Source organism: Spirosoma horti, assembly GCF_054776595.1.
In genome coordinates this window covers 369,475-394,707 of the sequence record NZ_BAAHBQ010000003.1, presented here as the reverse complement: position 1 = coordinate 394,707, position 25,233 = coordinate 369,475, and the positions used below count along the sequence as shown (strand labels likewise).

General features: G+C 49.1%; 20 protein-coding genes. 8 read left to right on the top strand and 12 right to left on the bottom strand.

Going from position 1 to position 25,233, the window contains the following annotated elements; translation table 11 throughout:
- Entirely contained in the window at positions 1 to 1,512 is a 1,512-nt protein-coding gene (accC, locus tag ACYVAM_RS09570) for an acetyl-CoA carboxylase biotin carboxylase subunit (protein ID WP_461066280.1), read from the bottom strand.
- Between the two features lie 270 nt (positions 1,513 to 1,782).
- On the opposite strand from accC, the gene ACYVAM_RS09565 reads away from it, so the two are divergent.
- Both ACYVAM_RS09565 and ACYVAM_RS09560 read left to right on the top strand, forming a co-directional pair.
- Positions 1,783 to 3,087 (top strand): aminotransferase class I/II-fold pyridoxal phosphate-dependent enzyme, encoded by a 1,305-nt coding sequence (locus ACYVAM_RS09565; protein ID WP_461066278.1) that lies wholly within the window; start codon positions 1,783 to 1,785, stop codon positions 3,085 to 3,087.
- 144 nt (positions 3,088 to 3,231) lie between these two features.
- Positions 3,232 to 3,411: a histone H1 gene (locus ACYVAM_RS09560; RefSeq protein ID WP_461066276.1), complete on the top strand. Its 180-nt coding sequence runs from the start codon at positions 3,232 to 3,234 to the stop codon at positions 3,409 to 3,411.
- Positions 3,412 to 3,514: 103 nt separating this feature from the next.
- Here ACYVAM_RS09560 and ACYVAM_RS09555 read toward each other — a convergent pair whose 3' ends face one another.
- On the bottom strand, positions 3,515 to 3,931 hold the full coding sequence (locus ACYVAM_RS09555) for a MaoC family dehydratase (RefSeq protein WP_461066274.1): 417 nt from the start codon (positions 3,929 to 3,931) through the stop codon (positions 3,515 to 3,517).
- A 128-nt stretch (positions 3,932 to 4,059) separates the two neighbouring features.
- Here ACYVAM_RS09555 and ACYVAM_RS09550 point away from each other — a divergent pair, with 128 nt between their 5' ends.
- Positions 4,060 to 5,292 carry an acyltransferase family protein gene (locus ACYVAM_RS09550; protein WP_461066272.1) on the top strand — a complete coding sequence of 411 codons (1,233 nt, stop codon included), beginning with the start codon at positions 4,060 to 4,062 and terminating at the stop codon, positions 5,290 to 5,292.
- A 26-nt stretch (positions 5,293 to 5,318) separates the two neighbouring features.
- Here the strand turns inward: ACYVAM_RS09550 and ACYVAM_RS09545 are convergent, their stop codons facing one another.
- Positions 5,319 to 5,771 carry a YybH family protein gene (locus ACYVAM_RS09545; RefSeq protein WP_461066270.1) on the bottom strand — a complete coding sequence of 151 codons (453 nt, stop codon included), beginning with the start codon at positions 5,769 to 5,771 and terminating at the stop codon, positions 5,319 to 5,321.
- A gap of 116 nt (positions 5,772 to 5,887) precedes the next feature.
- Between ACYVAM_RS09545 and fabG the strand changes: the two genes are divergently transcribed.
- Positions 5,888 to 6,625, top strand: a complete 738-nt coding sequence (gene fabG / locus ACYVAM_RS09540) for a 3-oxoacyl-ACP reductase FabG (RefSeq protein ID WP_461066268.1) — start codon at positions 5,888 to 5,890, stop codon at positions 6,623 to 6,625.
- A gap of 310 nt (positions 6,626 to 6,935) precedes the next feature.
- Here fabG and ACYVAM_RS09535 read toward each other — a convergent pair whose 3' ends face one another.
- The 5 genes from ACYVAM_RS09535 to ACYVAM_RS09515 all read right to left on the bottom strand — a co-directional run bounded on the left by ACYVAM_RS09535 (position 6,936) and on the right by ACYVAM_RS09515 (position 17,154).
- Positions 6,936 to 7,556: a hypothetical protein gene (locus tag ACYVAM_RS09535; RefSeq protein ID WP_461066266.1), complete on the bottom strand. Its 621-nt coding sequence runs from the start codon at positions 7,554 to 7,556 to the stop codon at positions 6,936 to 6,938.
- Between the two features lie 192 nt (positions 7,557 to 7,748).
- The gene (locus ACYVAM_RS09530; RefSeq protein ID WP_461066264.1) at positions 7,749 to 8,525 is read right to left on the bottom strand and encodes a hypothetical protein; all 777 of its coding nucleotides are present in this window, start codon (positions 8,523 to 8,525) and stop codon (positions 7,749 to 7,751) included.
- Between the two features lie 149 nt (positions 8,526 to 8,674).
- Complete coding sequence (glgB, locus tag ACYVAM_RS09525; RefSeq protein ID WP_461066262.1) at positions 8,675 to 10,687, bottom strand: 1,4-alpha-glucan branching protein GlgB; 2,013 nt, start codon at positions 10,685 to 10,687, stop codon at positions 8,675 to 8,677.
- Between the two features lie 158 nt (positions 10,688 to 10,845).
- Positions 10,846 to 12,513, bottom strand: a complete 1,668-nt coding sequence (locus ACYVAM_RS09520; protein WP_461066260.1) for a putative maltokinase — start codon at positions 12,511 to 12,513, stop codon at positions 10,846 to 10,848.
- Between the two features lie 594 nt (positions 12,514 to 13,107).
- Positions 13,108 to 17,154 (bottom strand): hybrid sensor histidine kinase/response regulator transcription factor, encoded by a 4,047-nt coding sequence (locus tag ACYVAM_RS09515; RefSeq protein ID WP_461066258.1) that lies wholly within the window; start codon positions 17,152 to 17,154, stop codon positions 13,108 to 13,110.
- Between the two features lie 293 nt (positions 17,155 to 17,447).
- Here ACYVAM_RS09515 and pgeF point away from each other — a divergent pair, with 293 nt between their 5' ends.
- Together pgeF and ACYVAM_RS09505 are read left to right on the top strand one after the other, a co-directional pair.
- Positions 17,448 to 18,215: a peptidoglycan editing factor PgeF gene (pgeF, locus tag ACYVAM_RS09510; protein WP_461066256.1), complete on the top strand. Its 768-nt coding sequence runs from the start codon at positions 17,448 to 17,450 to the stop codon at positions 18,213 to 18,215.
- 69 nt (positions 18,216 to 18,284) lie between these two features.
- On the top strand, positions 18,285 to 18,527 hold the full coding sequence (locus ACYVAM_RS09505; protein ID WP_012928057.1) for a GlsB/YeaQ/YmgE family stress response membrane protein: 243 nt from the start codon (positions 18,285 to 18,287) through the stop codon (positions 18,525 to 18,527).
- A gap of 74 nt (positions 18,528 to 18,601) precedes the next feature.
- On the opposite strand, the gene ACYVAM_RS09500 is transcribed toward ACYVAM_RS09505, so the two are convergent.
- Entirely contained in the window at positions 18,602 to 19,744 is a 1,143-nt protein-coding gene (locus tag ACYVAM_RS09500; protein WP_461066253.1) for an acyl-CoA dehydrogenase family protein, read from the bottom strand.
- A 364-nt stretch (positions 19,745 to 20,108) separates the two neighbouring features.
- Between ACYVAM_RS09500 and ACYVAM_RS09495 the strand changes: the two genes are divergently transcribed.
- Complete coding sequence (locus ACYVAM_RS09495; protein ID WP_461066251.1) at positions 20,109 to 21,440, top strand: UDP-glucose dehydrogenase family protein; 1,332 nt, start codon at positions 20,109 to 20,111, stop codon at positions 21,438 to 21,440.
- Positions 21,441 to 21,538: 98 nt separating this feature from the next.
- Positions 21,539 to 22,519: a UDP-glucuronic acid decarboxylase family protein gene (locus ACYVAM_RS09490; protein WP_046576069.1), complete on the top strand. Its 981-nt coding sequence runs from the start codon at positions 21,539 to 21,541 to the stop codon at positions 22,517 to 22,519.
- 152 nt (positions 22,520 to 22,671) lie between these two features.
- Here the strand turns inward: ACYVAM_RS09490 and nspC are convergent, their stop codons facing one another.
- Genes nspC through ACYVAM_RS09475 form a run of 3 tightly spaced genes read right to left on the bottom strand, consistent with a single transcriptional unit; the run spans position 22,672 to position 25,178 of the window.
- Entirely contained in the window at positions 22,672 to 23,832 is a 1,161-nt protein-coding gene (gene nspC / locus ACYVAM_RS09485; RefSeq protein WP_461066249.1) for a carboxynorspermidine decarboxylase, read from the bottom strand.
- Between the two features lie 15 nt (positions 23,833 to 23,847).
- The gene (locus ACYVAM_RS09480) at positions 23,848 to 24,354 is read right to left on the bottom strand and encodes an energy transducer TonB (protein WP_461066248.1); all 507 of its coding nucleotides are present in this window, start codon (positions 24,352 to 24,354) and stop codon (positions 23,848 to 23,850) included.
- 8 nt (positions 24,355 to 24,362) lie between these two features.
- A complete protein-coding gene (locus ACYVAM_RS09475; RefSeq protein WP_461066246.1) occupies positions 24,363 to 25,178 on the bottom strand; it encodes an energy transducer TonB in 816 nt (271 codons plus the stop codon).
- Between the last annotated feature and the right edge of the window lie 55 nt (positions 25,179 to 25,233).

Sequence of the window (25,233 nt, the reverse complement as noted above, 5' to 3'; positions counted from 1 at the left end):
TCACCGCAATCGATTCGCTTTCCACTTGCTTGGCCTGGTCGCTGCGGTTACTGTACTTGTTGATACTTGCCCAGCGCTCTTAGGCTTACTATTTTCCATCAACCAGGCTGACAACACAACCGCCAACTGCTCTTCGGTGGTATTGGGCGGAGGAGTGAGGCTGTCGGGCGTAAAATACTTGCTCACAAAGCCCGTGTCGAATTGACCCGACCGGAAAGCGTCGTGCTCCATCACAAACCGACAGAAGGGCAACGTTGTCTGTACGCCCGAAATCTGGTATTCGTCAATCGCCCGAATCATTTTCTGAATAGCTTCTTCCCGCGTGTCGCCATACGTGATAAGTTTAGCGATCATCGGGTCGTAATAAATTGGAATGGCCATCCCTTGCTCGAAACCATCGTCTACGCGCACACCATTCCCTTGTGGCCGGACGTACGTATCGAGGGTGCCCACATCGGGCAGAAAATTGTTCGCCGGGTCTTCGGCATAAACCCGAACTTCCATGGCATGGCCCTTTATCGTTAAGTCCTCCTGCTTAATGGCCAGGGGTTTGCCTTCGGCAATGTAAATCATTTGCCGCACCAGGTCTACACCCGTAATCTGCTCCGTAACGGGGTGCTCTACCTGTAGGCGCGTATTCATTTCGAGAAAGTAAAAGTCGAGATTATCGTTGACGATAAACTCAACCGTTCCAGCGCCGTAATACCCACAGGCGCGCGCTACATCGACAGCTGCCCGGCCCATTGCCTCCCGGATTTCGGGCGTCAGGATAGACGAGGGAGCCTCTTCAACTACTTTCTGGTGTCGGCGCTGTATGGAACACTCACGCTCAAATAGATGAATGATATTTCCATGCTGGTCGCCGAGTACCTGAATTTCAACGTGTCGGGGAGATGTAACGTACTTCTCAATAAATACCGATCCATCACCAAAGGCCGATATAGCTTCGCTAACGGCTCGATCCATCTGCTCATCGAAATCCGCTTCATTTTCTACGACCCGCATTCCTTTGCCGCCACCGCCCGCACTCGCTTTTATTAAAATCGGATAGCCAATTGTTGCTGATATCGCTTTCGCTTCGGTGCGGTTGGTAATCGCCGATGGTGTCCCCGGAACCATTGGGATATTGTAGTTGGCTACAGCTGCTTTGGCGGCTAGTTTGCTGCCCATGACCTCAATACTTTCGGGCGATGGACCAACAAAAAGTAGCCCCGCTTCGCGCACGGCGCGGGAAAAGTTAGCATTCTCTGACAAAAAGCCATAACCAGGATGAATGGCATCAACGTTCAGTCGTTTGCAAACGTCAATAATGACATCGGCCCGCAGGTAGGATTCAGACGAAGGAGCGGGACCAACGCAAACCGATTCATCTGCGTAGCGAACGTGAAGAGCAGTCCGGTCGGCTTCGGAATAGATAGCTACTGTCTGGATGCCCATTTCCCGGGCTGTTCGCATAATCCGTAAAGCGATTTCGCCCCGGTTCGCAATAAGAAGTTTTTTAATCGTTGGCATAGGGTTATCTAACGGACAGAGCCACCGAAGCGGTGTAGGCGGTGGCAAGGTTTTGAACCGTCAAGCGGCTAAGAATTAGCAAATTCAATGTAGCTTGAGGGAAAATGGCTTGATACGCTGTTGTACGACAAATCAATAATACACATTTGTCACAAAACGATTATCAAATTGAATTTTACGGGCTCGAATTTGTGCTACCGAAAGTTAACCGTATTTTTGCACTTACTCTGTAATAAAGTAAGGGTTTGCCCTGATAAACAATAGCAATAAGTGGATTTATTTGAGAAACTACGTAACAACTTAGGCCCCATTGGTTCGCCGGCACGGGAGTTCAATGGCCACCATTACTTCGCGTTTCCTAAGCTTGAGGGCGAACTTGGCCCACACATGCGTTTTCGGGGCAAGGAAGTGCTGAACTGGAGCCTGAACAACTACCTGGGGTTAGGCAACCATCCTGAGATCCGGAAGGCGGATGCCGAAGCGTCGGCGCAGTGGGGGCTGGCCTATCCAATGGGCGCCCGGATGATGTCGGGAAACAGTGATCTGCATGAGCAATTCGAAAAAGAACTGGCCGAGTTTGTTGGTAAGGAAGACTCGTTTCTGTTAAACTATGGTTACCAGGGCGTTATGTCGGCTATCGAAGCCGTTGTCGACCACCGCGATGTAATCGTTTATGATGCGGAGTGCCACGCCTGCCTAATTGACGGTATTCGGCTGCACAAGGCCAAAATGGGCGAGTACTATAAGTTTAACCACAATGACATGGCCAGCCTGGAAAAAAACCTCCAGCGGGCAACCAAAAAAGCCGCCGAAAAAGGAGGAAGTATCCTGGTGATTACGGAAGGCGTATTTGGCATGTCAGGTAAAGTTGGTAGCCTGGATAAAATTGTTGCGCTAAAAGAAAAATACGAATTCCGGTTGTTAGTCGACGATGCGCACGGCTTCGGTACGATGGGTGCAACCGGCGCGGGTGTTGGTGAAATGCTCGGTTGCCAGGATGGTATCGATCTCTATTTCTCTACCTTTGCCAAGTCGATGGCGGCTATTGGTGCCTTCATTGCTGCCGACCATGACATCATTATGTACCTGAAGTACAACATGCGGTCGCAGACCTACGCCAAAGCCTTACCAATGCCGTATGTGGTGGGTGGGTTGAAGCGCCTGGACATGATTCGCAACTCGTCGGAATTCCGGGATAAACTGTGGGAAAATGTTTACGCCCTTCAGAACGGTTTACGCGAGCGGGGCTTCGACATTGGGGACACGCAATCGCCGGTAACGCCGGTTCTGTTGCAGAATGTAAAAGGCGGAATACCGGAAGTGACGGGCCTGATTCGTGACCTGCGCGAGAACCATGGCATCTTCTGTTCCATTGTCGTTTACCCGGTTGTTCCCAAAGAAATCGTGATGCTGCGGATCATTCCAACGGCTGCTCATACGCTCGCTGATGTGCAGTATACGCTCGAAGCATTCTCGAAAGTAGCCGATAATCTGGAAAAGGGATATTATCGCCAAAATACGAACGAAATTGCTTCAGAAACCATTGAAGTATCTGCGGAAGCAGCCAGTGAGTAGGGTTTTCGTAAAAAAGTTGCATTTTTTGGCTATTTTTTTGTCTTGCCTATTGCGCTGTATGAGAGAATGACTAAATTTCGATCTAAAACCGCGTTTTTAGCGGAATTTGGGCATTTTTACACACTTAAACCCATACACATCGCTATGGCACGCTTCGATGAAGTAAAGAATTTGGTTATGTCGCTTGAAGGTGATTTCGAGAAATTCTACGAAAAAAATAACCAGGCTGCCGGAACTCGCGTTCGCAAAGGAATGCAAGATTTGAAGACGTTAGCACAGGAAATCCGTTCTGAAGTTCAGAACGCCAAGAACGGTGCTGCGTAAGTAAACGGTCGCTCTGACCAGTAAGTAAAACGCCCTCGTCTGTGTCAGACGAGGGCGTTTTTAGTTTGCTTGTTGGACGATTCTGCAGAAACGTCTAACGGGTTTATAGAATTTTTTCCCGGTGCATAAGCGTGGCAATGCCTTTGGTCGTCACCTTGCCGGTTTGTTTATCCCGAATTTCACCCAGAATCTGAGCCGTGTGCTTCGCCGAATCAATCGACTGTACGGTAAACGTGGCCTCATAATCAGTATCCACAAACATGGGTCGTAAAAACTCCAGTGTCTGACCCAGATAGACCGACCCATAGCCCGGAAACTCGGTGCCGAGTACTTTCGTAAACACGCTGGCGCCCAGCATACCGTGTATAATGGGTCGCTTAAAGGGTGTTTGCGCGGCAAAATCAGCGTCGAGGTGAAGCGGATTATTATCGCCGGTAACCCGGGCAAAGTCGGCTACATCAGCCTGTGAGAAACGAAACGAGTAACGATGGACGGCATCAAGGCCAAAATCAGGAATCATATCGAAAGGTGAATGATAAATTAAGAATGATAAGCGATGCAAAAGTCGGTAAAGTTCGTAACGCACCACTAAATCATTCATCATTCTGAATTCATAATTTATTATTCAACTGTACCTTCGTGGTAATTATGCTGAGAAAACTAGTTGAACTCGATACGGCGACAGCAAAGCGCGTATTTGGCTTAGACATTATGCGGGCGGCTGCTATTCTGATTGTAGTGGATGCGCATGCAACCGTTGCGCTGAAAGAATACTATAGCGGAGCCTTCTGGCATCACCTTCTGCCCGATGGTGTGGAGTTGTTTTTTGTCCTGAGTGGCTTCCTGATCGGAGGAATTCTCATTCGGTCGTATGAGAAAAAAGCAACGTTTGACCGACAGTTGCTGATGAATTTCTGGACGCGCCGGTGGTTTCGTACGTTGCCCAACTATTACCTGGTTTTAGGTGGATTGATTGCCTTTGCCTTACTCCAGGCCTTACGAAGTGGTCTCCAGAATAAATTGCCCGACAAAGGCACCCTGATCAGCTACTTCTTTTTTCTGCAAAATTTCGCGCATTATATTCCTGATTTCTTTCCCGAGACCTGGAGTCTGGCCATTGAAGAATGGTCGTACATAACATTGCCACTGGTACTATGGGTAGTCCATAGCCTTTTTTCGGCTCGTTGGTCGCGGCAGCGGATCGTGCTGGCAACGATATTATTTATCATTATCGGAACCAACCTGTACCGTTTCATCACGGCGCTTCAGATTCCAATCACTGAAGGAGAACTAGGGTATCGGGGTATTGTGATTACCCGGCTGGATGCCATTTCATATGGGGTTTTGGCCGCCTACGTAAAGAACTATTTTCCCGTGCAGTGGCGGGACCATGCCTTGCGTCGGCGGTTTTTATGGATTGGTCTGGCCCTTACATTAACAGCCGCTTTTACCTCGTCCATATTTATTATTAAGTACTATGGCGATTTCGGGCTTTTTCACGCTTACACGTTTTACAAACGCACCTTCTATTTCCCGGCGATCGGCTTGAGCATGGCGCTGTTGATGCCCTACATGGACGGGTGGCGCACGGCTACGGGCTTGTGGGCGCGATTCGGGCTTGCCCGGACCATTACGCACATTAGTTTGATTTCTTATTCAATGTACCTGCTTAACCTGACACCCATTATGGTGACCTTCATTGAGCGGATACCAACCACGTCTCTTGCTGTTGGCTGGTGTAAGGTCGGTCTATTCTGGGCGCTCGTTCTGGTATTGTCGACCCTGTTGTTCAAGTTCTTCGAAAAACCCGTTACCCAGCTCCGCGAACGCATATCTGCGAAGGAACCCACGCAGTTGGTTAGCGAGCGCGTGAACGAGTGAACGTCAACCGGTTGTCTTCTGCCAGCCTAACTGGAATGGTCGCTGATGATGACCCACCGATTTTTAATCTTGCGCCAGAGTAAGGTAAAATGTCCTTCGCTATTCCCAATTTCCGGGCGTGTGAGCTGAAATCGACCAATAACGTAGGCAAGGGTTGGCGTTAGTAAATCCAGTTGTAAAATATCAAATTTGAGGCTACCCATCGATGCCCGGTCAGGGTAGCGCTTTTTGTAGTTTGCCAGTGTGGGCTGATACCCGTATGTAATACCCACTTTACTCACAAACGTGAGCGAGTCAGAATCCCAGTAGCTGGTCATAAATCTATCAATGCGGCCGGCATTCCAGTCATCGGTTTGTCGTTTTAGCGCTTCTAAAATGATTCGGCGGTCGCGGTTCGCGGCTAATTTTTGAGATAACGGTTGACACAGGGCAGGGAAAGCCAGCAGACTGAGCAACAAAATAGAAAAGAATTGTTTCATATACAGAGGTTTGTCTGATGCAGGGCCTGGGTTGGTCAGTCAGACAATGTTGATAAGTAGGCTGAATTCGTGCGTTATTTATTTCCTAAGGTTAACTATTATTTTGACACTGAGTTATGAGACTACAGGATAAAGTCGCGATCATTACCGGCGCGGCCCGGGGTATTGGACAGGCTACCGCCGACCTATTTTGCCGGGAGGGTGCTACCGTTGTTATCTGGGATGTGCTGGCCGAGGGTGAAACAACTGCCCAAACGCTTCGGGATCAGGGTTTTCGCTGTGATTTTAGGCACGTCAGTACAACCGATGTAGCTGGAATCGAGGCAGCGGCCAGGGCCGTATATGACCAGTATGGACGAATCGATATCCTGATCAACAATGCAGGCATCACGCGGGATAAAACGCTGCTGAAAATGTCATTTGATGAGTGGCAGCAGGTTATCGATGTGAACCTGACGGGTGTATTTACCTGTACGAAAATCATTGCTCCCTATATGGTCGAGCAAAAATACGGACGCATAATTTGCACCTCATCCATCAACGGTGTGCATGGTGCTTTTGGCCAGACTAATTATGCGGCTGCCAAAGCGGGTATCATCGGTATGGTACGGTCCTGGTCGAAAGAACTTGGGCCCAAAGGCATTACGGCGAATGCGGTAGCACCAGGATTCATACAAACTGCCATGACGGATGCGATGCCCGATGAGGTTCGTAACCAAGCCGTGGTAACCATTCCGGTACGGCGCATTGGCAAACCAGAAGACATTGCCAATGCCTACTTATTCCTGGCCTCCGACGAAGCCTCGTTTGTCAATGGACACGTGCTGGCTGTCAATGGCGGACAGGCGTTGTAGAGCTATCTCTGCGATCTGGGTTTCTATGCAGAATCGTATTGCCCGGTAGCCTGAATAAATCCTCATTGCTTACCAGATCCGTAATGGAATAAGCAAACTATCTGTTAAACAAAACTGCAATTATGTTTAACTTTCCTTGTAGGTTAACATAATGCCAGTGGCTGTTGCAAAAGCGGGAAGCTGCTTGATATGGCTTCGTAGACTGTAGCGTTTAGCCTTTTAATTGCCTGAAAATGGCCACCTAAACAAGCTCGTTGACCACTTTAAAGGCTTTTGCAACAGCCACGCCACTTATATAACAGCCCGTATACTATTGCTCCCCCTCATTTTTAATGGATTTTTTGAGGCTGACCAAAAGTCCATCAATCATCTGCTTGATTTCTATCAAAGCTAGCTCCTGCTGATTAGCATAAGTGGTAGCCATCTTTTTTGAGTTCGTTCCATCCGCTTTTCGGGCGTCGCTTTGGCTACCTAAAAATTTATAAAACTCGTAAAAGTCATCGGCCGAAGCTCCGTATGTGTGAATGGGCATGGTACGAGTAACTTTCGGAGATATCATGTCAAAGATGTAATGAAGACTATCTACTGTAACTTGGTATTGACCCCGTTTTGCCTCTAAAACGAGTTGATGACCAATGAGTGCATCTACTTTTATCTTCTTTGATCCATGAATAACAAGCTTATTCTTAGTTTGCTGAATGACATTGCTAGCTGATGGGTAGTTATTGGTGGCCCAAGTGTAAGCTCGTTTTATTACAGTAGCTGGCGCGACGTTATGCAAGGAAACGACTTCACGAAATCGTACTTCCCCCTGCTCATCAACAGGCATATTTGCCGGATTTTTTTCTTTGGGCTCCCAGGTTAAAACTTTTTGAGCAAAGCTGGGTAAAACGATGGTCAATAAAATGAGTACTAGAGATTGAGCTTTCATATTTTATTATTCAAATATTTTATAGTTGAACACTGTGAAAGCACTTCTGTCTTTTGTTCCTTTACATAATCGTAGTTATACAACAAGTCTAGGAATAGTGCTAACTCACGTTGGGGTAGTGAGTTGTACTTTGCCTAGACTTGTTTCATAATTCACCCTTGGGGCTGTGCCGCACAGCTCTCGCAAAGCAGATTAATAAAAGACGGGTATTGTCACGGCCACATAAGCCATGTTTGCGCGGTTGCGGAAACGATTGTTGTCCGCCACAATGTCGCGGTTGGCTACGGTCGTTTCGGTCGTGAGCCATTGATAGCCTACTTTGACACCAATTCGCTGGCTGATGCGAATCCGGGCGTATATCTCTGTCGATAACGTGCCGATGTCATTATCGCCCAGCAGACGCACATTGGCAATGCTGGGTCGAGCTTTCTGAAACGTGTTTGCTCCTCTGAAATAGGCCGTAGTGGAATCCGCTCCTGTCGATGATTTTACCCGAAACTGGCCATCCGACGACTGGTAGCGGCCCATGCGTGATTTGCCGAACGAAAGTCCCAACAGATCGGCGCTGACGCCTATCTCTACTCTTCCCAGATTAACCTGCGCCCGAATGCCCACATTCAGGGTGGTCATGGACATATAGTCGTATCGGACGGTGTCTATATTATTAACCAGAACAGGACCTGATAAAGCATTGAAGCCGGTTTTGCCGCGTGTCAGGCGGGCCGGTGCCGTGTAGTAATTTATATTATCGCCGTAAAAAGCACCTAAACGGGCTGTCCAGCCAAGCGAAAAGCGTTTCTTTTCACCAATATTGATCAGCTGATAGTAAGTAATGGACGGGTTGTAATTGCGCTTCGAATAGGCCATCCCCAGATCGTAACCACTGCTGAGACGGGCTGATACCGGCGATTGGGCGAATGTGAAAAGGGGAAAGACGCTCAATAAAAGTATACAAATTAATTGCTTCATCAATACAGTAAGGCTGTTGCTGGGGCAAAGATAGTTAATGAAAAGGAGCCGATAGGTACACGCTTAAATGGAATACGGGCAATGGGTTGAGAAGACGCCATTGGTTTCCCTACCGCATCTCGTCAACCCATGGCCCGTACTCTACTAAGTTAACTCATTTTCAGCACCACAGCGCCCAGGGGCGGTATGTTCACATTGATCGACTGCGGGCGACCGTGCCACAATTCAGCTTCGCTAGAGATCGGTGACGCATTCACGACGCCACTACCGTAAAACTCAGTCGCATCGCTGTTAAAAATCTCTTTGTATGAACCCGCCGACGGTACACCAATCCGGTAATGGGTGCGTGGAATGGGTGTCATGTTAAGCACAATCAATAAATTATCTTCGGGACGGTGTCCTTTTCGCAGGTAGCTGATAACGCTGTTTTCCCGGTCAGAAGTATCGACCCATTCAAAACCATCCGGCGAGAAATTGAGCTCATGCATAGCCGGTTCTGTTTTGTAGAGCGAGTTCAACGCCTTCATACAGGCCAGCGCCCCTTTGTGGGGAGCGTACTGGAGCAGGTGCCAGTCGAGGCTGGTATCGAATTTCCACTCCGATGTTTGCCCGAATTCGCCACCCATAAAAATCAGCTTCGTGCCAGAGTGGGTGAACATATAGGAAAACAGGAGCCGTAAATTGGCAAATCGCTGCCACTCGTCGCCGGGCATTTTTTCGACCAGCGAGTGTTTACCATAAACCACTTCATCGTGCGAGAGAGGCAGCATGAAGTTTTCTGTGTAGGCATACACCGTGCTGAAAGTGAGTTCGTCCTGATGAAATTTACGGAAGGCCGGATCGCGCTCGAAGTAACGAAGGGTGTCATTCATCCATCCCATCATCCATTTCATTCCAAAGCCAAGCCCACCTGTATAAACAGGGCGGGATACGCCCGGAAAAGCAGTCGATTCTTCCGCGATTGTCTGCGTATCCGGGAAGTCTTTATAAATCGCTTCGTTGATTTCCTTGATGAGCGAAATAACTTCCAGGTTTTCGCGCCCACCAAACATGTTGGGCTCCCATTCGCCTGCTTTACGGGAATAATCCAGATAAAGCATCGACGCCACTGCATCGACGCGTAGCCCATCAACATGGCAACGGTCGAGCCAGAACATGGCATTGCTCATCAAAAATGAGCGAACCTCTGGCCGACTGTAGTTGAAGATGTAGCTTTTCCAGTCCGGATGATACCCTTTACGCGGGTCCGGATATTCATAAAGATGCGATCCATCGAACTCATACAGGCCGTGTGCATCGCCCGGGAAGTGGGAGGGAACCCAGTCCAGGAATACGCCGATGCCCGCCTGGTGCAATCGCTCAATGAGTTTCATGAACTCCTGGGGTGTGCCAAAACGACTGCTGGGGGCAAAATAGCCTGTGATCTGATACCCCCACGATGGCGCATACGGGTACTGCATTACGGGCATGAACTCAACGTGCGTAAAGCCCAGATCCTGTAAATACGGTACCAGTGCGTCGGCAATTTCGCCATAGGTCAGTTCCCGGTCTGGGTTGCTAGGGTCCCGGCGCCAGGAGGAGAGGTGCATTTCGTAGACAGAAATAGGCGCATCGAGCGCGTTTTTCTCTTTTCGGTTGCTCATCCAGTCCTGATCCTGCCATTCATGATAGGTATCCCAAATGACGGAGGCCGTTTTGGGGGGTACTTCCCACCAATGGGCATACGGATCGCCTTTCTCCAATTCGCGACCGTTTTCACTGACAATAAAATATTTGTAGGTCTCACCCCGACCAATGTTCGGAACAAACACTTCCCAGATACCCGACGAATCCCAGCGGACATTCATGGGCTGGCTTCCTTTGTTCCAGCCATTAAAGTTGCCGATGACAGCAACGTATTTGGCCGAAGGTGCCCACACGGCAAAATAGGTGCCGATAACCCCGTTATGTTCAACGACATGAGCGCCAAATTTCTCGTAAAGCCGCTGATGTTTTCCACTACGGAACAGGTGAATGTCGAAGTCGGAGAAGCGGGAATAAAGACCGTCGTTCTGAGAAGCTTCGCCTGCCGTGGCGGGTGTGCTTGCAGGTTGTTCGGGTAGTGTAGGTTGCACCGTTCGTTCGGTTTCGGCCGAAGGTGTAGAAGTTTTGCGTTTTGCCATTTGTTGGAACTAATAGATACGTTGTTGAACGTAATCAGAAGCGGAAAGTTAGAAAAAAACTTACCCTTACCTACAAAAACGTCCGGTCAATTTGGTGATTGAATAGCCGTAGTTGTTTAAAAAAATGTAACCTGACGGCCTGGGCACCTGACCGTTTTTTATTTGGTTTGCAGCAAATTCGTTTGCAGCATGGCCACATGAGGAACGGTGTTGCCGTCGCTCAGGCGGATTTTTTCAATTTCACGAATTACATCAATGATGCCTTTGAGGGGGATTTTCACCCACGACGGTCGGTAACTTATTTCGTAGCCTAGTTCATAAACTGCTTTTTCGAGCAGGTAGATCAGGAGCAGAAAGTTGATTTCGCTATTATTTTTGAACAAGGGGTGCGGGGTGCCAAAAACATCGAGATAGGCATTCAGGAACGTATCCCGGATCAGGTAAAACCAGCGATCTGATACGCGTTGCAGATGGTCGGGGTCCAGCGCGTCGGTTTCTGTCGAGTTGAACAGCTTGGCCGAAACGGCATAGTGATACGACCGAATCATACCCGCCACGTCTTTAAGGGGCGAGTGCTTTATCTTTCGTTCGGTAATACTGCTTTCTGGCTCCCCCTCGAAATCAATAATGACAAAATCATTTTCAGTCGCCAACACTTGCCCAAGGTGGTAATCGCCATGAATACGGACCCGAAGCGACTCGATGGGGCGCGTACGGAAGTCGTCGATAAACGTGTCGATCATCTCCTTGGCTTCCATAAACACCCAGGCCAGTCGTTGCGCCTGTATATCGAGCTTTGTATAATTGTCGATGAGCAGGGCATATCGACGGTCAAGTAAGTCTTCGAAACGCTTGATGAGAAACTCACGATAGTCATCTGTAAAAGGTTCCGGTGCAAAAGCCGGATCGGTAGGCGCGTCAGGCCGGGAGGGTTTATATAAGGCGCAGTGCATTTCGCCCGTTCGGCGTCCCAGCAGTTCAACCTTATCGAACACATCTTCCCGGATAGCAAACAGGCGTTGCGGTACGGCGTATAAAAAATCGTTCAGGTAATCGCCGGTTTGCATCCACGAGTCCTTGTCGTTGGGCACCATTCGCTGCACCATTCCCAGGGTAATATCGGGTCGGTGATCGCCCTGCCAGATAATGCTTCCGCCAAAAGCCGGAATGTGGTCGAACTGACTCTCATCCGTCAGGAAGGCGACCATATCGACTTCGGGGTTGGTTTCCTGAAAGAGCTTTCTGTAGAGCTTAAGAAAATATTTATCGCCGAACGTCATGGCCGAGTTACTCGAATCGACGGGCAGCACGCGTGAGGAGAGTTGTTCATCGCCCTCTTCCAGCCCGTTTCCGCGGTGAAACGTCAGGGTGCCGTCGGGCTGCGGTAACGTACGACTCTGGTAAATAGCGGAAAATAAAGCTTCCCGAAATCGTTCATCGTAGATGGCATCGATCAGCAGACCCGTTTGTTTGGCTATTGTGACATCACCAATACGCCCTTTTTCAGGAACATTATTTAGCTGAAAGGGTAGCCTGTTCGCTGCATTGTCGGCCAGAAATGAAATGGGTAACAGGTAATTTTCAGGAATACCGTCCGTGTAGCGAGCTTCCAGAATCAGCAAATAGGCAACATCGCCATCGGATAGGGGGAGCGTGTGTACCGTTTTTACCGAAAAGCCCGTTTGTTGCCTGGCTTTTCCGGCGAACCACCGGCATGTATTGACGTAAGATGGCAATACGGTTTGCGACAGTGTTTCCCAGAACTGGCCATTCGAACCCGCGTCGAGCCAAGAAGTAAGCAGATTAATTGATTGCGTTGGGAGCATAAATGAAAATCGAATACGTTAGGGCGTCACACAGCACAAGTCAAAAATTTCTTGAATATACACTAAAAAAGAAATCGCCAACGCTGGACTAAACGGCCAAACGGGTGTAGCTGTGTGTAGGTATAGCTTTGGTTATGAGCCGCATCTGGATTCAGACGCGTTGGCGTGGCTCACAGCCAAAGTCTTAACTCTAAAAAGCCTCCCCTGTTTAGGCAAGGGAGGCTTTTGTGATAGAAAGGAATCGCTGGCTGTTTGGTAGCAGGGTAGCGATTCGTAATCGCTGACGGAAATGTAACGCGGACATCTTGCCGCAATAACCCCAGCGGACAAGCTGTCTGCGTTACCTATTTACCAAAGTAAAAGCAGGACGGGCCAGTATGGATATATCCCATAGTGGCCCGTGTCGGTAGATAAAGCAGTAAAAAGATGCGGATTAAACCAGGTTTTACACCCAGCATACATCAGCAAAGGGAAAGGTGTGGATAGAAATTACAACGGATCAAATGTCGATAGAGACACAGGAATTCACTTTCAGATTTGGGACAAATGCTATCAGATTTGGGACAATCAGACGGCCATACGCCTTGAAAGGGCTTATTCACTGTTTTTTAGGCTGTGGGAAATGAATTCGGTAGGTGTCATGTGGTAAAAATCTTTGAAAAGAATCGAGAAATGCGATGGGGTTTTGAAACCGACCAGGTAGGCTGTTTCGGCTGCACTATGACCTGCCCGCAATAGGTCAGCTGCTTTTCGGAGCCGGTATTGTCGAATCAGTTCATTAGGTGCCAACTGAATCAGGCTGTGAATCTTTCGATAGAGTGTTTTACGGCTCATGGCCACCTGATCGGCCAGCCAGTCTACACTGATCGCTGAATCGTCGAGGTGTTTATCCAGTAGTGTGTAAATCTGCTGCAGAAACGGATCCTGCGTTAACTCCAGCGGAACCTGGGCATCTGGCTGGGTAAGTTGACGATGGTATTGATCGCGTAGCTTCTGCTGGCGGGTAATCAGATTATGGAGTCGGATATGCAGCTCGTCTAAATGAAAAGGCTTGGCTAAGTAATCGTCGGCCCCTTTTTGCAAACCTTCCATACGGCTTTGGTGAGCGGCTTTGGCCGTTAATAAAATGACGGCAATATGGTCGGTGTCAGGCTGGTTTTTGATGCGATGCGTCAGCTCGTAGCCATCCATTTGAGGCATCATCAAATCCGAAAGTACGATGTCCGGCAATTCCGCTTGTGCCAGCTGCCAGCCTATTGCTCCATTTGGGGCACTCATAACCTGATAAGAAACGGCCAGTTCGGCAGACAAAAACTCGCGTAATTCGGTATTGTCTTCGACAATAAGAATCAGCGATTTTGGTGTATCGTTGAGCGATGGTTCGTCAATGGAAGTTGGCTCAGGAACAGGTCTCGAATCGATGAACAAGGGTTTTTTAGTGTATAAAGTCACATACGGTGCATCAGCCTTCTCATGTATAGATAAAGCAGGCAAGGTTAACAGGAAGGTAGTGCCCACATTGAGCTGACTTTCTACGGTAATAGTTCCCCCTAGTAACTCGATCAATTCCTTCACCAGCGCCAGACCAATGCCGGTACCTTCGTAGGAGCGGGTACGCGAATCATCGACCTGATAGAAGCGGTCAAAAATATGCGGCAGATTTTCGGGGGGAATACCAATACCCGAGTCGGTAATGCGAAGCTGTAGGCTGGTGCCAGACGGTGTATCGGTCGATGAACCTGCGTCGAGTGAAACAGTCACCTGCCCGCCTTCCGGCGTAAACTTCAGGGCGTTCGACAGTAAGTTTGTCAGTATTTTCTCCCATTTATCGGCATCAAATAAGAGTTCTTTCGGTAAGATAGCCGAGGTTGAACAGGTGAGCCGGATGTTTTTTTCCTGGGCTCCCTGCCGGAACGACTCGACAAGATGGTTGACAAATTCCGTTACTTCACCCCGCATCAGCGATACATTCATGTGGTGTGCTTCCAGCTTCGAGAGGTCCAGCAACTGGTTGATCAGCCGTAGCAACTGATCGGCGTTGCGCTGTACCAAAGCCAGAATCTGCCGGGTCGATGCATCCAGACGCCCATCCTGTAGCAGCTTCTCTACGGGCGAAATAATCAAGGATAAAGGGGTTCGGAATTCGTGGGTGATGTTGGAGAACAAGCGGGTCTTCAACTCGTCGACCGACTTAAGTTGCTCGGCTTTGCGCCGATTGAGTTCCAGTTCCTGCTGCTGCCTGATCCGGTTTGTATAGAAGCGGAAATAGACCCAGATGGCTCCCCCCACCAGTAAGGCATACAGACTGTAGGCCCACCAGGTAGCCCACCAGGGCGGGTAAATAAGGAGTTGTATAGAGGCAACTTTGGTCGTCCAGATGCCATCGCTGTTGGCCGCTTTGACACGGAATGTATAATGACCCGGCGACAGGTTGGTATAGTTGGCAAAATGGCTGTTCCCGTTCTGAACCCAGTTTTTTTCAACGCCAACGAGCTGGTAGGCATACCGGTTTTGCTGTGGTTGATTATACGAAAGGGCTGCGAATCTGAACGATAGAAAGTTTTCATCATGGTTCAGCGTAAGTACGCTGTCCATTGGCGGTCTCGGCTGATCCAGTACATTAATCTGAGTGATGTAAATAGAAAAGGGCCGTTTGTCATCGCGAATCCTGTCTGGTTTAAAAGAAACGGCCCCGTTCAGGCTACCAAAATAGAGTTGATCAGGCTGCCGAAAGGTCGCGTTTCGGACAAAATCATTGCTTGGCAGCTCATTGTTCAGCTCATAATTTCGAATTGCCCGGGTAGTTGGGTCAAACCGACACAGTCCCTGATCGGTGCTTAACCATAGGTGCCCGAAACGATCCCCCGTGATCCCCAGCACATTGTTTCCCGGTAGGCCATCCTGGTGCGAAATGACGGAGAAAATCCCCGTTCGCGGATCAAAACGATTAAGGCCTCCCTGATGCGTGCCAACCCATATAACGCCATTGGCGTCTTCGTAAATGGACTGCACATCGTTACTGCTCAACTGGCCTCCGGAGCCTGCTGTGTAACGCGTGAAGTGCCCCGTTTGCGGATGAAGACGGCAGATTCCCTGTCGTTCTATCAAGATCCATACATCGCCCGTTCGACTTGCCATTACGCCATGCACATACTTGTCGGGCAGGGCGTTGGGACCCGTTTTATAATAGGTATAGTGGTGCGTAATGGGGCTGAATGAGGCAATGCCGCCCTCTCCGCCCAGCCACAAATCGCCGGAGGGCGAGCGATCCAGAAACTGGGCAGGTACTTCAGATGGGTATCCGTGAAAATGACCTGTTGCCTGCTCGAATTGGTACAGGCCATCGGTGGTGCCCAGCCAGATGCCCTCTGACTTGTTCGGTAATAAGGCACACACAAAATTCTCATGCTGGCCCACAGACCCCAGCGCTGCCGAAGGTATGGGTTCGAACTGGTCCTTACCAGTCCTGGTTCGGTAAACAACGTGCAGATTGCTAACCCAGAGTTGGTCATAACTATCCTTCAACAGGGCAACGACCTTATTTTCGGGCAAATTTGCCGTACCCTTATTGGGGATGACCTGATAGGTCTGAAAGGGTTTTATGCTGATAGCTTGCCGGTCAATGCCATTGTCCGTACCTATCCAGAGCATACCCGTTCGATCATGGTAAACAGCCTGGGCGTTAATGCTGCTGATCCCTTTGGAGGCATTGGGCTGAGGACGGTAGGTGAAAACCTGGTCAGTCTGTGTATTGATACCTTGCAGACCATTCGTTGTGCCTATCCACAGAATTCCTTTGGCATCGCGATGGAGTGAATTCATGTACACAAACGGATTAATCAGGCCCCTTGGATTATACGGGATCAATTGCCAGGGTTGACGGCGTAAATCGAGCCGAAAAAGACTATGGCCTGCCGTACCGAGCCAAAGCATGTCGTTGGCATCCAGATGGAATGAAATGAACGCAGGCTGATTGCCCGTTAGCCCTGCAACGGGCAGGAGTGTGAATCGGCCTGTTTGCCGGTCGAAGAGATACAGCCCCCGGTTCGTGGCCACCCAAAAGCGATGTTGGTGATCCTCAAAGACCGTTTTAATGGGCACGCCGGGTTGGGGTGAAGGGTAAAGTATGAATTGATGCCGTGCTGGTTGATAGCGGGCCAAACCGGCAAAGGTGCTTATCCAGATTACTCCGCCTTTGTCTTCATAAATGGAGAGCTGCTTATTCCACTTGTGGGCCTCGGCGGCCTGAATGAAATGGGGCGTAACGAGACCCGTTTTTTTGTTGACTTCATGCAGGCCACCCCCTTCGGTTACCACCCATAACTGTCCTGAGTGATCTTCGCAAAGGCCGGTTATATTGTTATTCTGAAAGCTTTGCGTGGGGTGATCTGGGTCATGTTGCAGGATCGTGAATGTATAGCCATCATACTTGTTTAACCCCTCGCTGGTACCGAGCCAGATAAATCCTTCACGATCCTGAAGAATGCAATTGACTGAATTGTTGGACAGCCCGTCTTTGACGGATAAATGGTCAAATTGATTGATAATGGGCCGGCTCTGTTCTCCATTAGCAGGATGCACCTGCGGAAAGCCCTGCTCTGATGAAATCAGTACTAAAAAAAGCAGGAGCAGACGTACCATACGGTTAAATGTAAACTTTATGTCGATAAAACTAATCAGAATTGATATGATTCCGTACTATATTGATACTATTTGCTGTGTATTCTCTACACAAAGATCATAGAACACCTACTTTAATGTTTGTAATAAAGAAAATTCATAGGTTAATTTTCCAGTAGGAGCGAAATAGATTTTCAGACAATCGGCCCCACTGCTGCCAGCGCTGCTTTTTGGATAAAACAGGACTTGCCAGTACTTTTGACCAGTTACGAATTAGTCGTCTGCACGACTCAATTCCTTTGATGAACTACCTTATGACTGACCAAACGACGCACACGTTCTTGTACACTTCACCGGTAATCTTTTCCGGTTTCTCCGAAGTCGTTGCTGCCGAAAGCACCCGGCATGGGGGTGTTAGTCCAGCGCCGTTTACGTCGCTTAATCTGGGCATTAACACCGCCGATGAGGTCGCGAATGTTGACGAGAATCGCCGTCGATTTTTTAGCGCTATTGGCGCCAGTACCCATGCCTTCGCTTCCTCGCACCAGGTTCATGGCACCGAAGTTTTGTATGCTTTGGAGGCTGATCGTTATACGGGCTACGATGCACTCATCACCAACAAACCTGGTTTACTGATTGGTGTCACCGTTGCCGATTGTGTGCCCATCCTGATCTATGACCCGGAACATAAGGCAGTTGCGGCCATTCATGCGGGCTGGCGTGGTACGGTGGGTGGTATTGTCACAAAAACGCTGATTCAAATGCAGCAACAGTTTGGTACAAATGCCGGGCAGTGTTACGCCTATGTGGGTACTTGTATTGATGCATGTGCTTTCGAAGTTGGGCCGGAAGTCGCTGAGCAGTTTGACACAGCTTTCAAACGGGCGGATGCCGACAGCGATAAAAGCTTTGTCGATCTGAAAGCGGCTAACGCACACTTGCTGGTAACGGCTGGTATTCCTGAGAGACAGATCGAAGTTTCGATCTTCTCGACCATCATTCATAATGACACTTATTTTTCGTATCGGGCGGAGCAGGGCCAAACCGGACGTATGCTGGCCGTAATCGGCCTGGCGGCTTAAACAATACGTTGTTCTGTTGAGTTATGTACCTGTTTCTACAACATAATTTTTACTCAACACTCAAACGTCATGGGAATCTTAGTATCCATTCTGGTAGGTGCAGTAGCTGGCTGGCTGGCTGACCTTGTTTTCAAACGGTTTTCGTTTTCTCTATTCGCCGAAATTTTACTCGGTATCGCTGGCGGATTTGTCGGCGGCTGGATTTTTGGCCGTGATGGTGGGATAGTCGATCAAATCCTGACGGCGTTCGTTGGCGCTGTCATCATTCTTGGCATCGCAGCCCTCATCAAAGGTTCGCGTCGTACAGTATAATTATCTGAAGCGGGATTTATTTGCTTACACTGATTTTTGAAAAATTGGCGTAAGCAAATAAATCCCGCTTCTGACTATTTCAGTATCTGCCTCGAAATGACAAGTTTCTGAATTTCGCTGGTACCCTCCCCAATCGTGCAGAGTTTCGCATCGCGGTAGAATTTCTCAACAGGGAAATCTTTCGTGTAGCCATAGCCACCAAAAATCTGCACCGCTTCATTGGCCACTCGCACGGCCGTTTCCGAAGCAAACAATTTCGCCATCGCTGATTCTTTTGTCACGGGCTTCCCGGCATCTTTCAAGGCGGCTGCCTGATAGGTCAATAGCCGGGCCGCTTCAAGATCGGTAGCCATATCGGCCAGTTTAAAGCTTATTCCCTGGAACGAAGCAATGGGTTGGCCAAATTGTTCACGCTCTTTGGCGTAGGCCAGAGCGGCATCATAAGCGCCCTGCGCAATGCCAAGGCTAAGAGCAGCAATCGAGATTCGGCCTCCATCAAGTACTTTTAGCGACTGCACAAACCCGTCACCCACGGCACCCAGCCGTTGGCTATCCGAAATTCGACAATCGTCAAAGAGCATCTCTGCGGTCTCTGAGGCTCGCATCCCTAATTTATCTTCTTTGCGACCGCCCGAAAAACCAGGCGTATCACGCTCAACAATAAAGGCTGTTGCGTTATGGGGCGTATTTGGTTCACCGGTTCGGGCGATAACAACCGCCACGTTGCCGCTTTTGCCATGAGTGATAAAGTTTTTCGCCCCATTTAGAACCCAGTTGCCCTGGCTATCGCGTACGGCTGTCGTTCGCATATTACCCGCATCCGAACCCGTATTGGGCTCCGTCAGGCCCCAGGCACCCAGCCATTCGCCGGTAGCCAGGCGGGGTAAGTACGTTTGTTTCTGATCTTCGTCGCCGAATAATAAAATATGGTTGGTGCAAAGGGAATTGTGAGCGGCCATGGAGAGGCCGATGGAGCCATCGATACGCGAAAGTTCGACAATCGCGGCTACATACTCATGATACCCCAAGCCAGCGCCCCCATACTCGACAGGGACCAGCATACCCATCAGGCCCTGTTCACCAAGCTGCTGAAATAATTCGGATGGAAAGTGCTGAGTATCATCCCAATGCCGTATATTCGGTCGAATAAGCCGTTCGCCAAGATCACGGACTGATTGGGCAATTAATTCTTGATTTTCTACAATTTCGTTTGTCATAAAGTGAAGCCTCTTAATCCAATGGCCAGTGAGTAATTTAAACATTTTCCAGGATAAGTTCAATCTTTTTTTTTGTTTGAATTCCTTTGCCAATCAACGGGATTATTTACCGTTACCTAAGATTTATGTTTATGATTTTTATATATTTGAAACTAGATAGACGGTTAATATCAATAACGGTATCATAGGGTCTGTGCATTAGCTGCAGAAATAGGTAAAAGTCCGTATAAGTAGCGGGCTAGACCGATAAGTCACTATTGCATCGTAAATGAGGGTGCTTATTGAAAAACTCCTATTTTTGTGACATTGCTTAATTGGACGAGTCTGTAATTAGGGTAACGGGAAATTTTATCAATAAATAGATATGAAATTAGCAGTTGTTGGAACAGGATATGTAGGACTTGTTACCGGGACATGTTTCGCGGAAACAGGTAACCAGGTGACGTGCGTTGACATCGACGTACGTAAAGTCGAAAAGCTTAACAACGGTATCGTTCCCATATACGAACCGGGTCTTGAAACGTTGTTTCACCGGAACGTAGAAGAAGGTCGGTTATCCTTCACCACGGATCTGGAAGAAGGCATTAAAGGGGCTGAGGTTATTTTCCTGGCCTTACCAACTCCTCCGGGCGAAGATGGTTCGGCCGATTTGAAATACATCCTGAAAGTAGCCAGCGATTTAGGGCCAATTCTTAGCCAATACGCTGTAATTGTTGATAAAAGCACGGTTCCTGTTGGCACAGCCGAAAAAGTGCACGCCCATATTGCCGACAATGCTAAAGTAGATTTCGACGTTGTATCAAATCCTGAATTCCTGCGGGAAGGGGTTGCTGTTGAAGATTTTATGAAGCCCGACCGGGTAGTTATCGGTACGAAATCAGACCGGGCCAAAGCGGTCATGAATAAACTTTACGCCCCCTTGGTTCGCCAGGGAAATCCCGTTATTTTCATGGACGAGCGGTCGGCCGAAATGACCAAATATGCCGCTAACGCATTCCTGGCCACGAAAATCACCTTCATGAACGAGATTGCCAACCTGTGTGAGCGGGCTGGTGCCAATGTCGATGACATTCGCCGGGGTATCGGTACAGACAGCCGGATTGGCAAGCGCTTCCTGTTTGCCGGTATTGGGTATGGCGGTAGCTGCTTCCCGAAAGATGTGCAGGCACTAGCCAAAACGGCCAAGGATTTCGATTACGATTTCAAAGTACTGAAATCGGTTATGGAGGTGAATTACGAACAGAAAACCAAATTGATGCCGTTGATCATGAACCACTTCGGTGGCGATCTGACGGGTAAAACGATTGCTGTCTGGGGATTGGCTTTCAAACCGTATACCGACGATATCCGCGAAGCCCCAGCCCTGGATAACATCCAGGCGCTGCTCGATGCAGGTGCCAAAGTGACGGTTTATGATCCCGAAGCGATGGAAAACGTTCGGAACGTGATTGGTAACTCCGTTACGTATGCACACACACAATATGCTGCCCTTGATGATGCCGATGCGCTGGTTATCGTTACCGAATGGCCCTTATTCCGCACGCCGGATTTCGACAAAATGAATCTGCTGCTGAAAAACAAAGTAATTTTCGACGGTCGTAACGTATACGAACTCGAGCAGATGCGCGAAGTGAATTACACCTATTACAGTATTGGACGCGAAGCTGTTTTGGCACCCGTTGAACAGAAAGTCTAACTTTTTTTACGCATAAAGACAAAATACACAGAGATTTGCACAGCATAGACAGACTGTGTACTCTGTGTATTTCTGTGTAATCCTTTTCCAAGCAATATATGAAACGTGTACTGATTACGGGTGGAGCCGGATTTTTAGGGTCGCACCTTTGCGACCGGTTTATTAAAGAAGGTTATCACGTAATGGCCATGGATAACCTCATTACGGGCGACATCCGTAATATCGAGCATCTGTTCCATCTGCCAAATTTCGAGTTCTATCACCACGATGTATCCAAGTACATCCATGTGCCGGGCGAACTGGATTACATTCTTCATTTTGCCTCTCCAGCCAGCCCGATCGATTACCTGAAAATCCCGATTCAAACGCTGAAAGTGGGTTCGCTGGGTATTCATAACTGCCTGGGCCTGGCGCGGGTAAAAGGGGCTCGTGTCTTGATTGCGTCTACATCAGAGGTATACGGCGATCCGAACGTTCACCCGCAACCCGAAGAATACTGGGGCAACGTAAACCCAATTGGACCACGGGGTGTCTACGACGAAGCAAAACGGTTTCAGGAAGCAATCACAATGGCTTACCATACCTATCATGGTCTGGAAACGCGCATCGTTCGTATTTTCAACACCTACGGCCCACGGATGCGCCTGAACGACGGTCGGGTATTGCCCGCTTTTATCGGGCAAGCCCTGCGGGGGGAAGACCTGACGGTCTTCGGCGATGGTAGCCAAACTCGTTCATTCTGCTATGTCGACGATCTGGTAGAGGGTATTTACCGCCTGTTGCTCAGCGATTACGCGTATCCGGTCAATATTGGCAATCCATCGGAAATTACCATCAAGGAGTTTGGCGAAGAGATCATCAAACTTACCGGGACCAAGCAGAAGCTCGTGCTTAAGGATTTGCCCGTTGATGATCCAAAACAACGCCAGCCCGATATAACAAAGGCAAAAGCAATTCTGGACTGGGAGCCAAAAGTGTCCCGCGAAGAAGGTCTGCGGATCACGTACGACTACTTTAAAAATCTGCCGGAAGAAGAATTATACACGGCGGCTTACCACCGGGAGTTTTCAAAAAAGTAAGCGATCGGGCGTCGATTCCCGAAAACATCGTAGATTTACTTTTTCGTAACTGCCTTAGGTGGTTACCTTTAGCTGTCTAATGAAAACCTGCACACGATATCGTATGCAGGTTTTTTGTTGTTAAAGTGCGCTAAAAAAGTGTCCTATTAAGGCTATAGCCGGTCTTTGAAACTTTCGTAGCCGAACGTTTTGAGTAGCTGAAAGGACTCATTTTCCTTCCATACCCCAATTGAGGGTAAGTTCACGCCATTGAAGGTGGTCGTTTTCACCATGGTGTAGTGAATCATATCGTCGAACACGATTTTGTCTCCCACGGCCAGCGGTTTATCGAACGAATAATCGCCCATAAAGTCACCCGCCAGACAGGTCATGCCACCCAGGCGATAGGTGGGTTTGCCCGCAACCGGCTCATGATAGGACCCGATAATGCGGGGCTTGTAGGGCATTTCGAGCGTGTCAGGCATGTGGGCCGCAAAGGAGGTATCCAGTACCGCAACCGAAATTCCCTGGCTATCAAAAACGTCGAGTACAGTAGACGTCAGTACGCCCGTTTGCCAGGCAATGGCCGAACCGGGTTCCAGAATGACGTCTACATTGTATTTCTGGCGGAAAGCCGTCAACAGCTTAATGAGGTGATTGGTATCATAGCCTTCGCGGGTCATCAGATGGCCTCCGCCAAAGTTGACCCATTTGGCCTGGTGCAGCAAATTACCAAACCGGCTTTCGAGGGCATCGAGGGTGCGTTCGAGCGTAAACGAATCGTTTTCGCAAAGGGTATGAAAATGGATACCTTCCAACCCCTCCGGTAACTGATCGGGCAGTTGATCGCGGGTGGCACCCAGCCGGGAGCCGGGCACGCAAGGATTATACATGTCCGTCGCCACTTCCGAATACTGCGGATTGACGCGAATTCCGCAGGAAACGGGTTTGCCTGCTACCCGATCCTTGAAGCGCTCCCACTGCGTCCATGAATTGAACGTCAGGTGGCTGCTTCGACTAACAACTTCATCGAACGTAGCATCCTGATAAGCGGGTATGTAGGTATGTGCCTGCACGCCCATGTATTCGTTGACGAGCTTGATTTCGTTGAGTGAGCTGGCTGTGGCACCGCTCAGGTACTCACGCACCAACGGAAACGCATTGTACATGGAAAAACCTTTCAGCGCCAGAATAATTGTAACTCCGGCCGCTTGCTGCACCGAATCAATCAACTGAAGGTTACGGCGAAGTTTGGCCTCCTCAAGGATAAAGCAAGGGGACGGAATAACTGATTCGTCGGTTAAATCGAGGTGTTGAAGCAGAGTCGTATTCATGCCACAAAGGTATAACTAATGCCCTTTCCGTTTGGGATAGTCGACGCCGAATAGTATAGGTAATTTGTACTTGACTCGTAGTGGATGGCCTGACTGACCACCGGGTTCCCAAAGCGGCATAGTTCTGATAACCCGTATGGCTTCTTCATCGCAGCCATACCCCAGACCTTCTAAAACAGTAATATCGGTACGGTTGCCATCAGGTTCAACGATGAAGGAAACATAGACCTTCCCTTTGACGCCTGCTTGTTCAGCCGCAGATGGATAATTGACATTTGTTTTCATGTATTTGTCCAGCGCCGTCATACCGCCCGGAAATTGAGGTTGCTTTTCGACAATAGTATATACACTTGGATCAAACTTTTCAGACCGTTGGGCTAAGGTGATCTGGGTTAGAAAAAGTAACCCAAAATGTATATATAGGAAAACGATGGGCGCTGGTTGGGGAGAAGACCGGAAGATGAGCATACCACTTTGCGATGTTTGTGTACCGCCTTGATGCATTCTGTACGGCTTTTGCATAAAGTGATTTACTCGAGTGTAAACGAGATGGGTAGGTTGTACTTCACCCGAACCGCGCGGCCAGCCTGTTTACCGGGCCGCCAGTGGGGCATTTTTTGCATGACCCGTACGGCTTCCTCGTCGCAGCCAAATCCGATGCCTTTCAGGACTTGTATATCCGTCAGGCTACCGTCCGTATTGACAACAAAACTAACATACACCCGGCCCGACACACCCGCCGATGCCGCTGACCTGGGGTAGTTGAGGTTCTTGCCTAAAAAAGTGCGTAAGGCGTCCAGCCCGCCAGGATATTCCGGTTGTTGCTCGACTGTTACAAAGGGTGCTTCGGGTTTGGTTTCCATCTCCAGCGCTTTCTCTTTTATGGTCGGGGCGCTGGCCTCCGGTGCCGCAATGATGTCAATATCGCCCGTACCCTGAGCGGTTTCTGTACCCGACGTGGCATTCTCTAACTGATCCGTTGTGGGTGGTAAATCCTCTTCGATGACATCGGCTTCGGGCATGACGACGAGTGGTAAGTTTTTGACCGTATTGACTGCCGGAGCCGTTTCGGTGGGCGGCAGGGCAATGGGCGGCTCAACGGGTGGCTCTGCCAGTTCAGTGAACGTCACCTCGTTCATGGACTGGTTAGGGTTCACCAGAGCCTGCGGCCAGAAGCGGGCATACAGCGTGGGAGCGGCCAAGGTGCCTAAAAACAGGGCGATGCCCAGTCCCAGGGCACGGTTGAGCGTTGGGCGGTACTGTTTGCGTAGGTCGAAAGCTCCATAGGCTCGGTTGCGTGCCTGAAAAATAATGTCGTCGTAGGTTAATGCGACGGGTTCAGGCATAGTAGATGTGTACATGGCGCTGTGTGATTTGGTTTGTTTTACCAGGATGCTCGCA

Excerpts from the sequence above, each read along its gene's own strand:
- accC (WP_461066280.1), bottom strand. The coding sequence starts at position 1,512 with ATGCCAACGATTAAAAAACTTCTTATTGCGAACCGGGGCGAAATCGCT.
- ACYVAM_RS09560 (WP_461066276.1), top strand. The coding sequence starts at position 3,232 with ATGGCACGCTTCGATGAAGTAAAGAATTTGGTTATGTCGCTTGAAGGT.
- ACYVAM_RS09555 (WP_461066274.1), bottom strand. The coding sequence starts at position 3,931 with ATGATTCCTGATTTTGGCCTTGATGCCGTCCATCGTTACTCGTTTCGT.
- ACYVAM_RS09550 (WP_461066272.1), top strand. The coding sequence starts at position 4,060 with ATGCTGAGAAAACTAGTTGAACTCGATACGGCGACAGCAAAGCGCGTA.
- ACYVAM_RS09545 (WP_461066270.1), bottom strand. The coding sequence starts at position 5,771 with ATGAAACAATTCTTTTCTATTTTGTTGCTCAGTCTGCTGGCTTTCCCT.
- fabG (WP_461066268.1), top strand. The coding sequence starts at position 5,888 with ATGAGACTACAGGATAAAGTCGCGATCATTACCGGCGCGGCCCGGGGT.
- ACYVAM_RS09535 (WP_461066266.1), bottom strand. The coding sequence starts at position 7,556 with ATGAAAGCTCAATCTCTAGTACTCATTTTATTGACCATCGTTTTACCC.
- ACYVAM_RS09530 (WP_461066264.1), bottom strand. The coding sequence starts at position 8,525 with ATGAAGCAATTAATTTGTATACTTTTATTGAGCGTCTTTCCCCTTTTC.
- glgB (WP_461066262.1), bottom strand. The coding sequence starts at position 10,687 with ATGGCAAAACGCAAAACTTCTACACCTTCGGCCGAAACCGAACGAACG.
- ACYVAM_RS09520 (WP_461066260.1), bottom strand. The coding sequence starts at position 12,513 with ATGCTCCCAACGCAATCAATTAATCTGCTTACTTCTTGGCTCGACGCG.
- ACYVAM_RS09515 (WP_461066258.1), bottom strand. The coding sequence starts at position 17,154 with ATGGTACGTCTGCTCCTGCTTTTTTTAGTACTGATTTCATCAGAGCAG.
- pgeF (WP_461066256.1), top strand. The coding sequence starts at position 17,448 with ATGACTGACCAAACGACGCACACGTTCTTGTACACTTCACCGGTAATC.
- ACYVAM_RS09505 (WP_012928057.1), top strand. The coding sequence starts at position 18,285 with ATGGGAATCTTAGTATCCATTCTGGTAGGTGCAGTAGCTGGCTGGCTG.
- ACYVAM_RS09500 (WP_461066253.1), bottom strand. The coding sequence starts at position 19,744 with ATGACAAACGAAATTGTAGAAAATCAAGAATTAATTGCCCAATCAGTC.
- ACYVAM_RS09495 (WP_461066251.1), top strand. The coding sequence starts at position 20,109 with ATGAAATTAGCAGTTGTTGGAACAGGATATGTAGGACTTGTTACCGGG.
- ACYVAM_RS09490 (WP_046576069.1), top strand. The coding sequence starts at position 21,539 with ATGAAACGTGTACTGATTACGGGTGGAGCCGGATTTTTAGGGTCGCAC.
- nspC (WP_461066249.1), bottom strand. The coding sequence starts at position 23,832 with ATGAATACGACTCTGCTTCAACACCTCGATTTAACCGACGAATCAGTT.
- ACYVAM_RS09480 (WP_461066248.1), bottom strand. The coding sequence starts at position 24,354 with ATGCAAAAGCCGTACAGAATGCATCAAGGCGGTACACAAACATCGCAA.
- ACYVAM_RS09475 (WP_461066246.1), bottom strand. The coding sequence starts at position 25,178 with ATGCCTGAACCCGTCGCATTAACCTACGACGACATTATTTTTCAGGCA.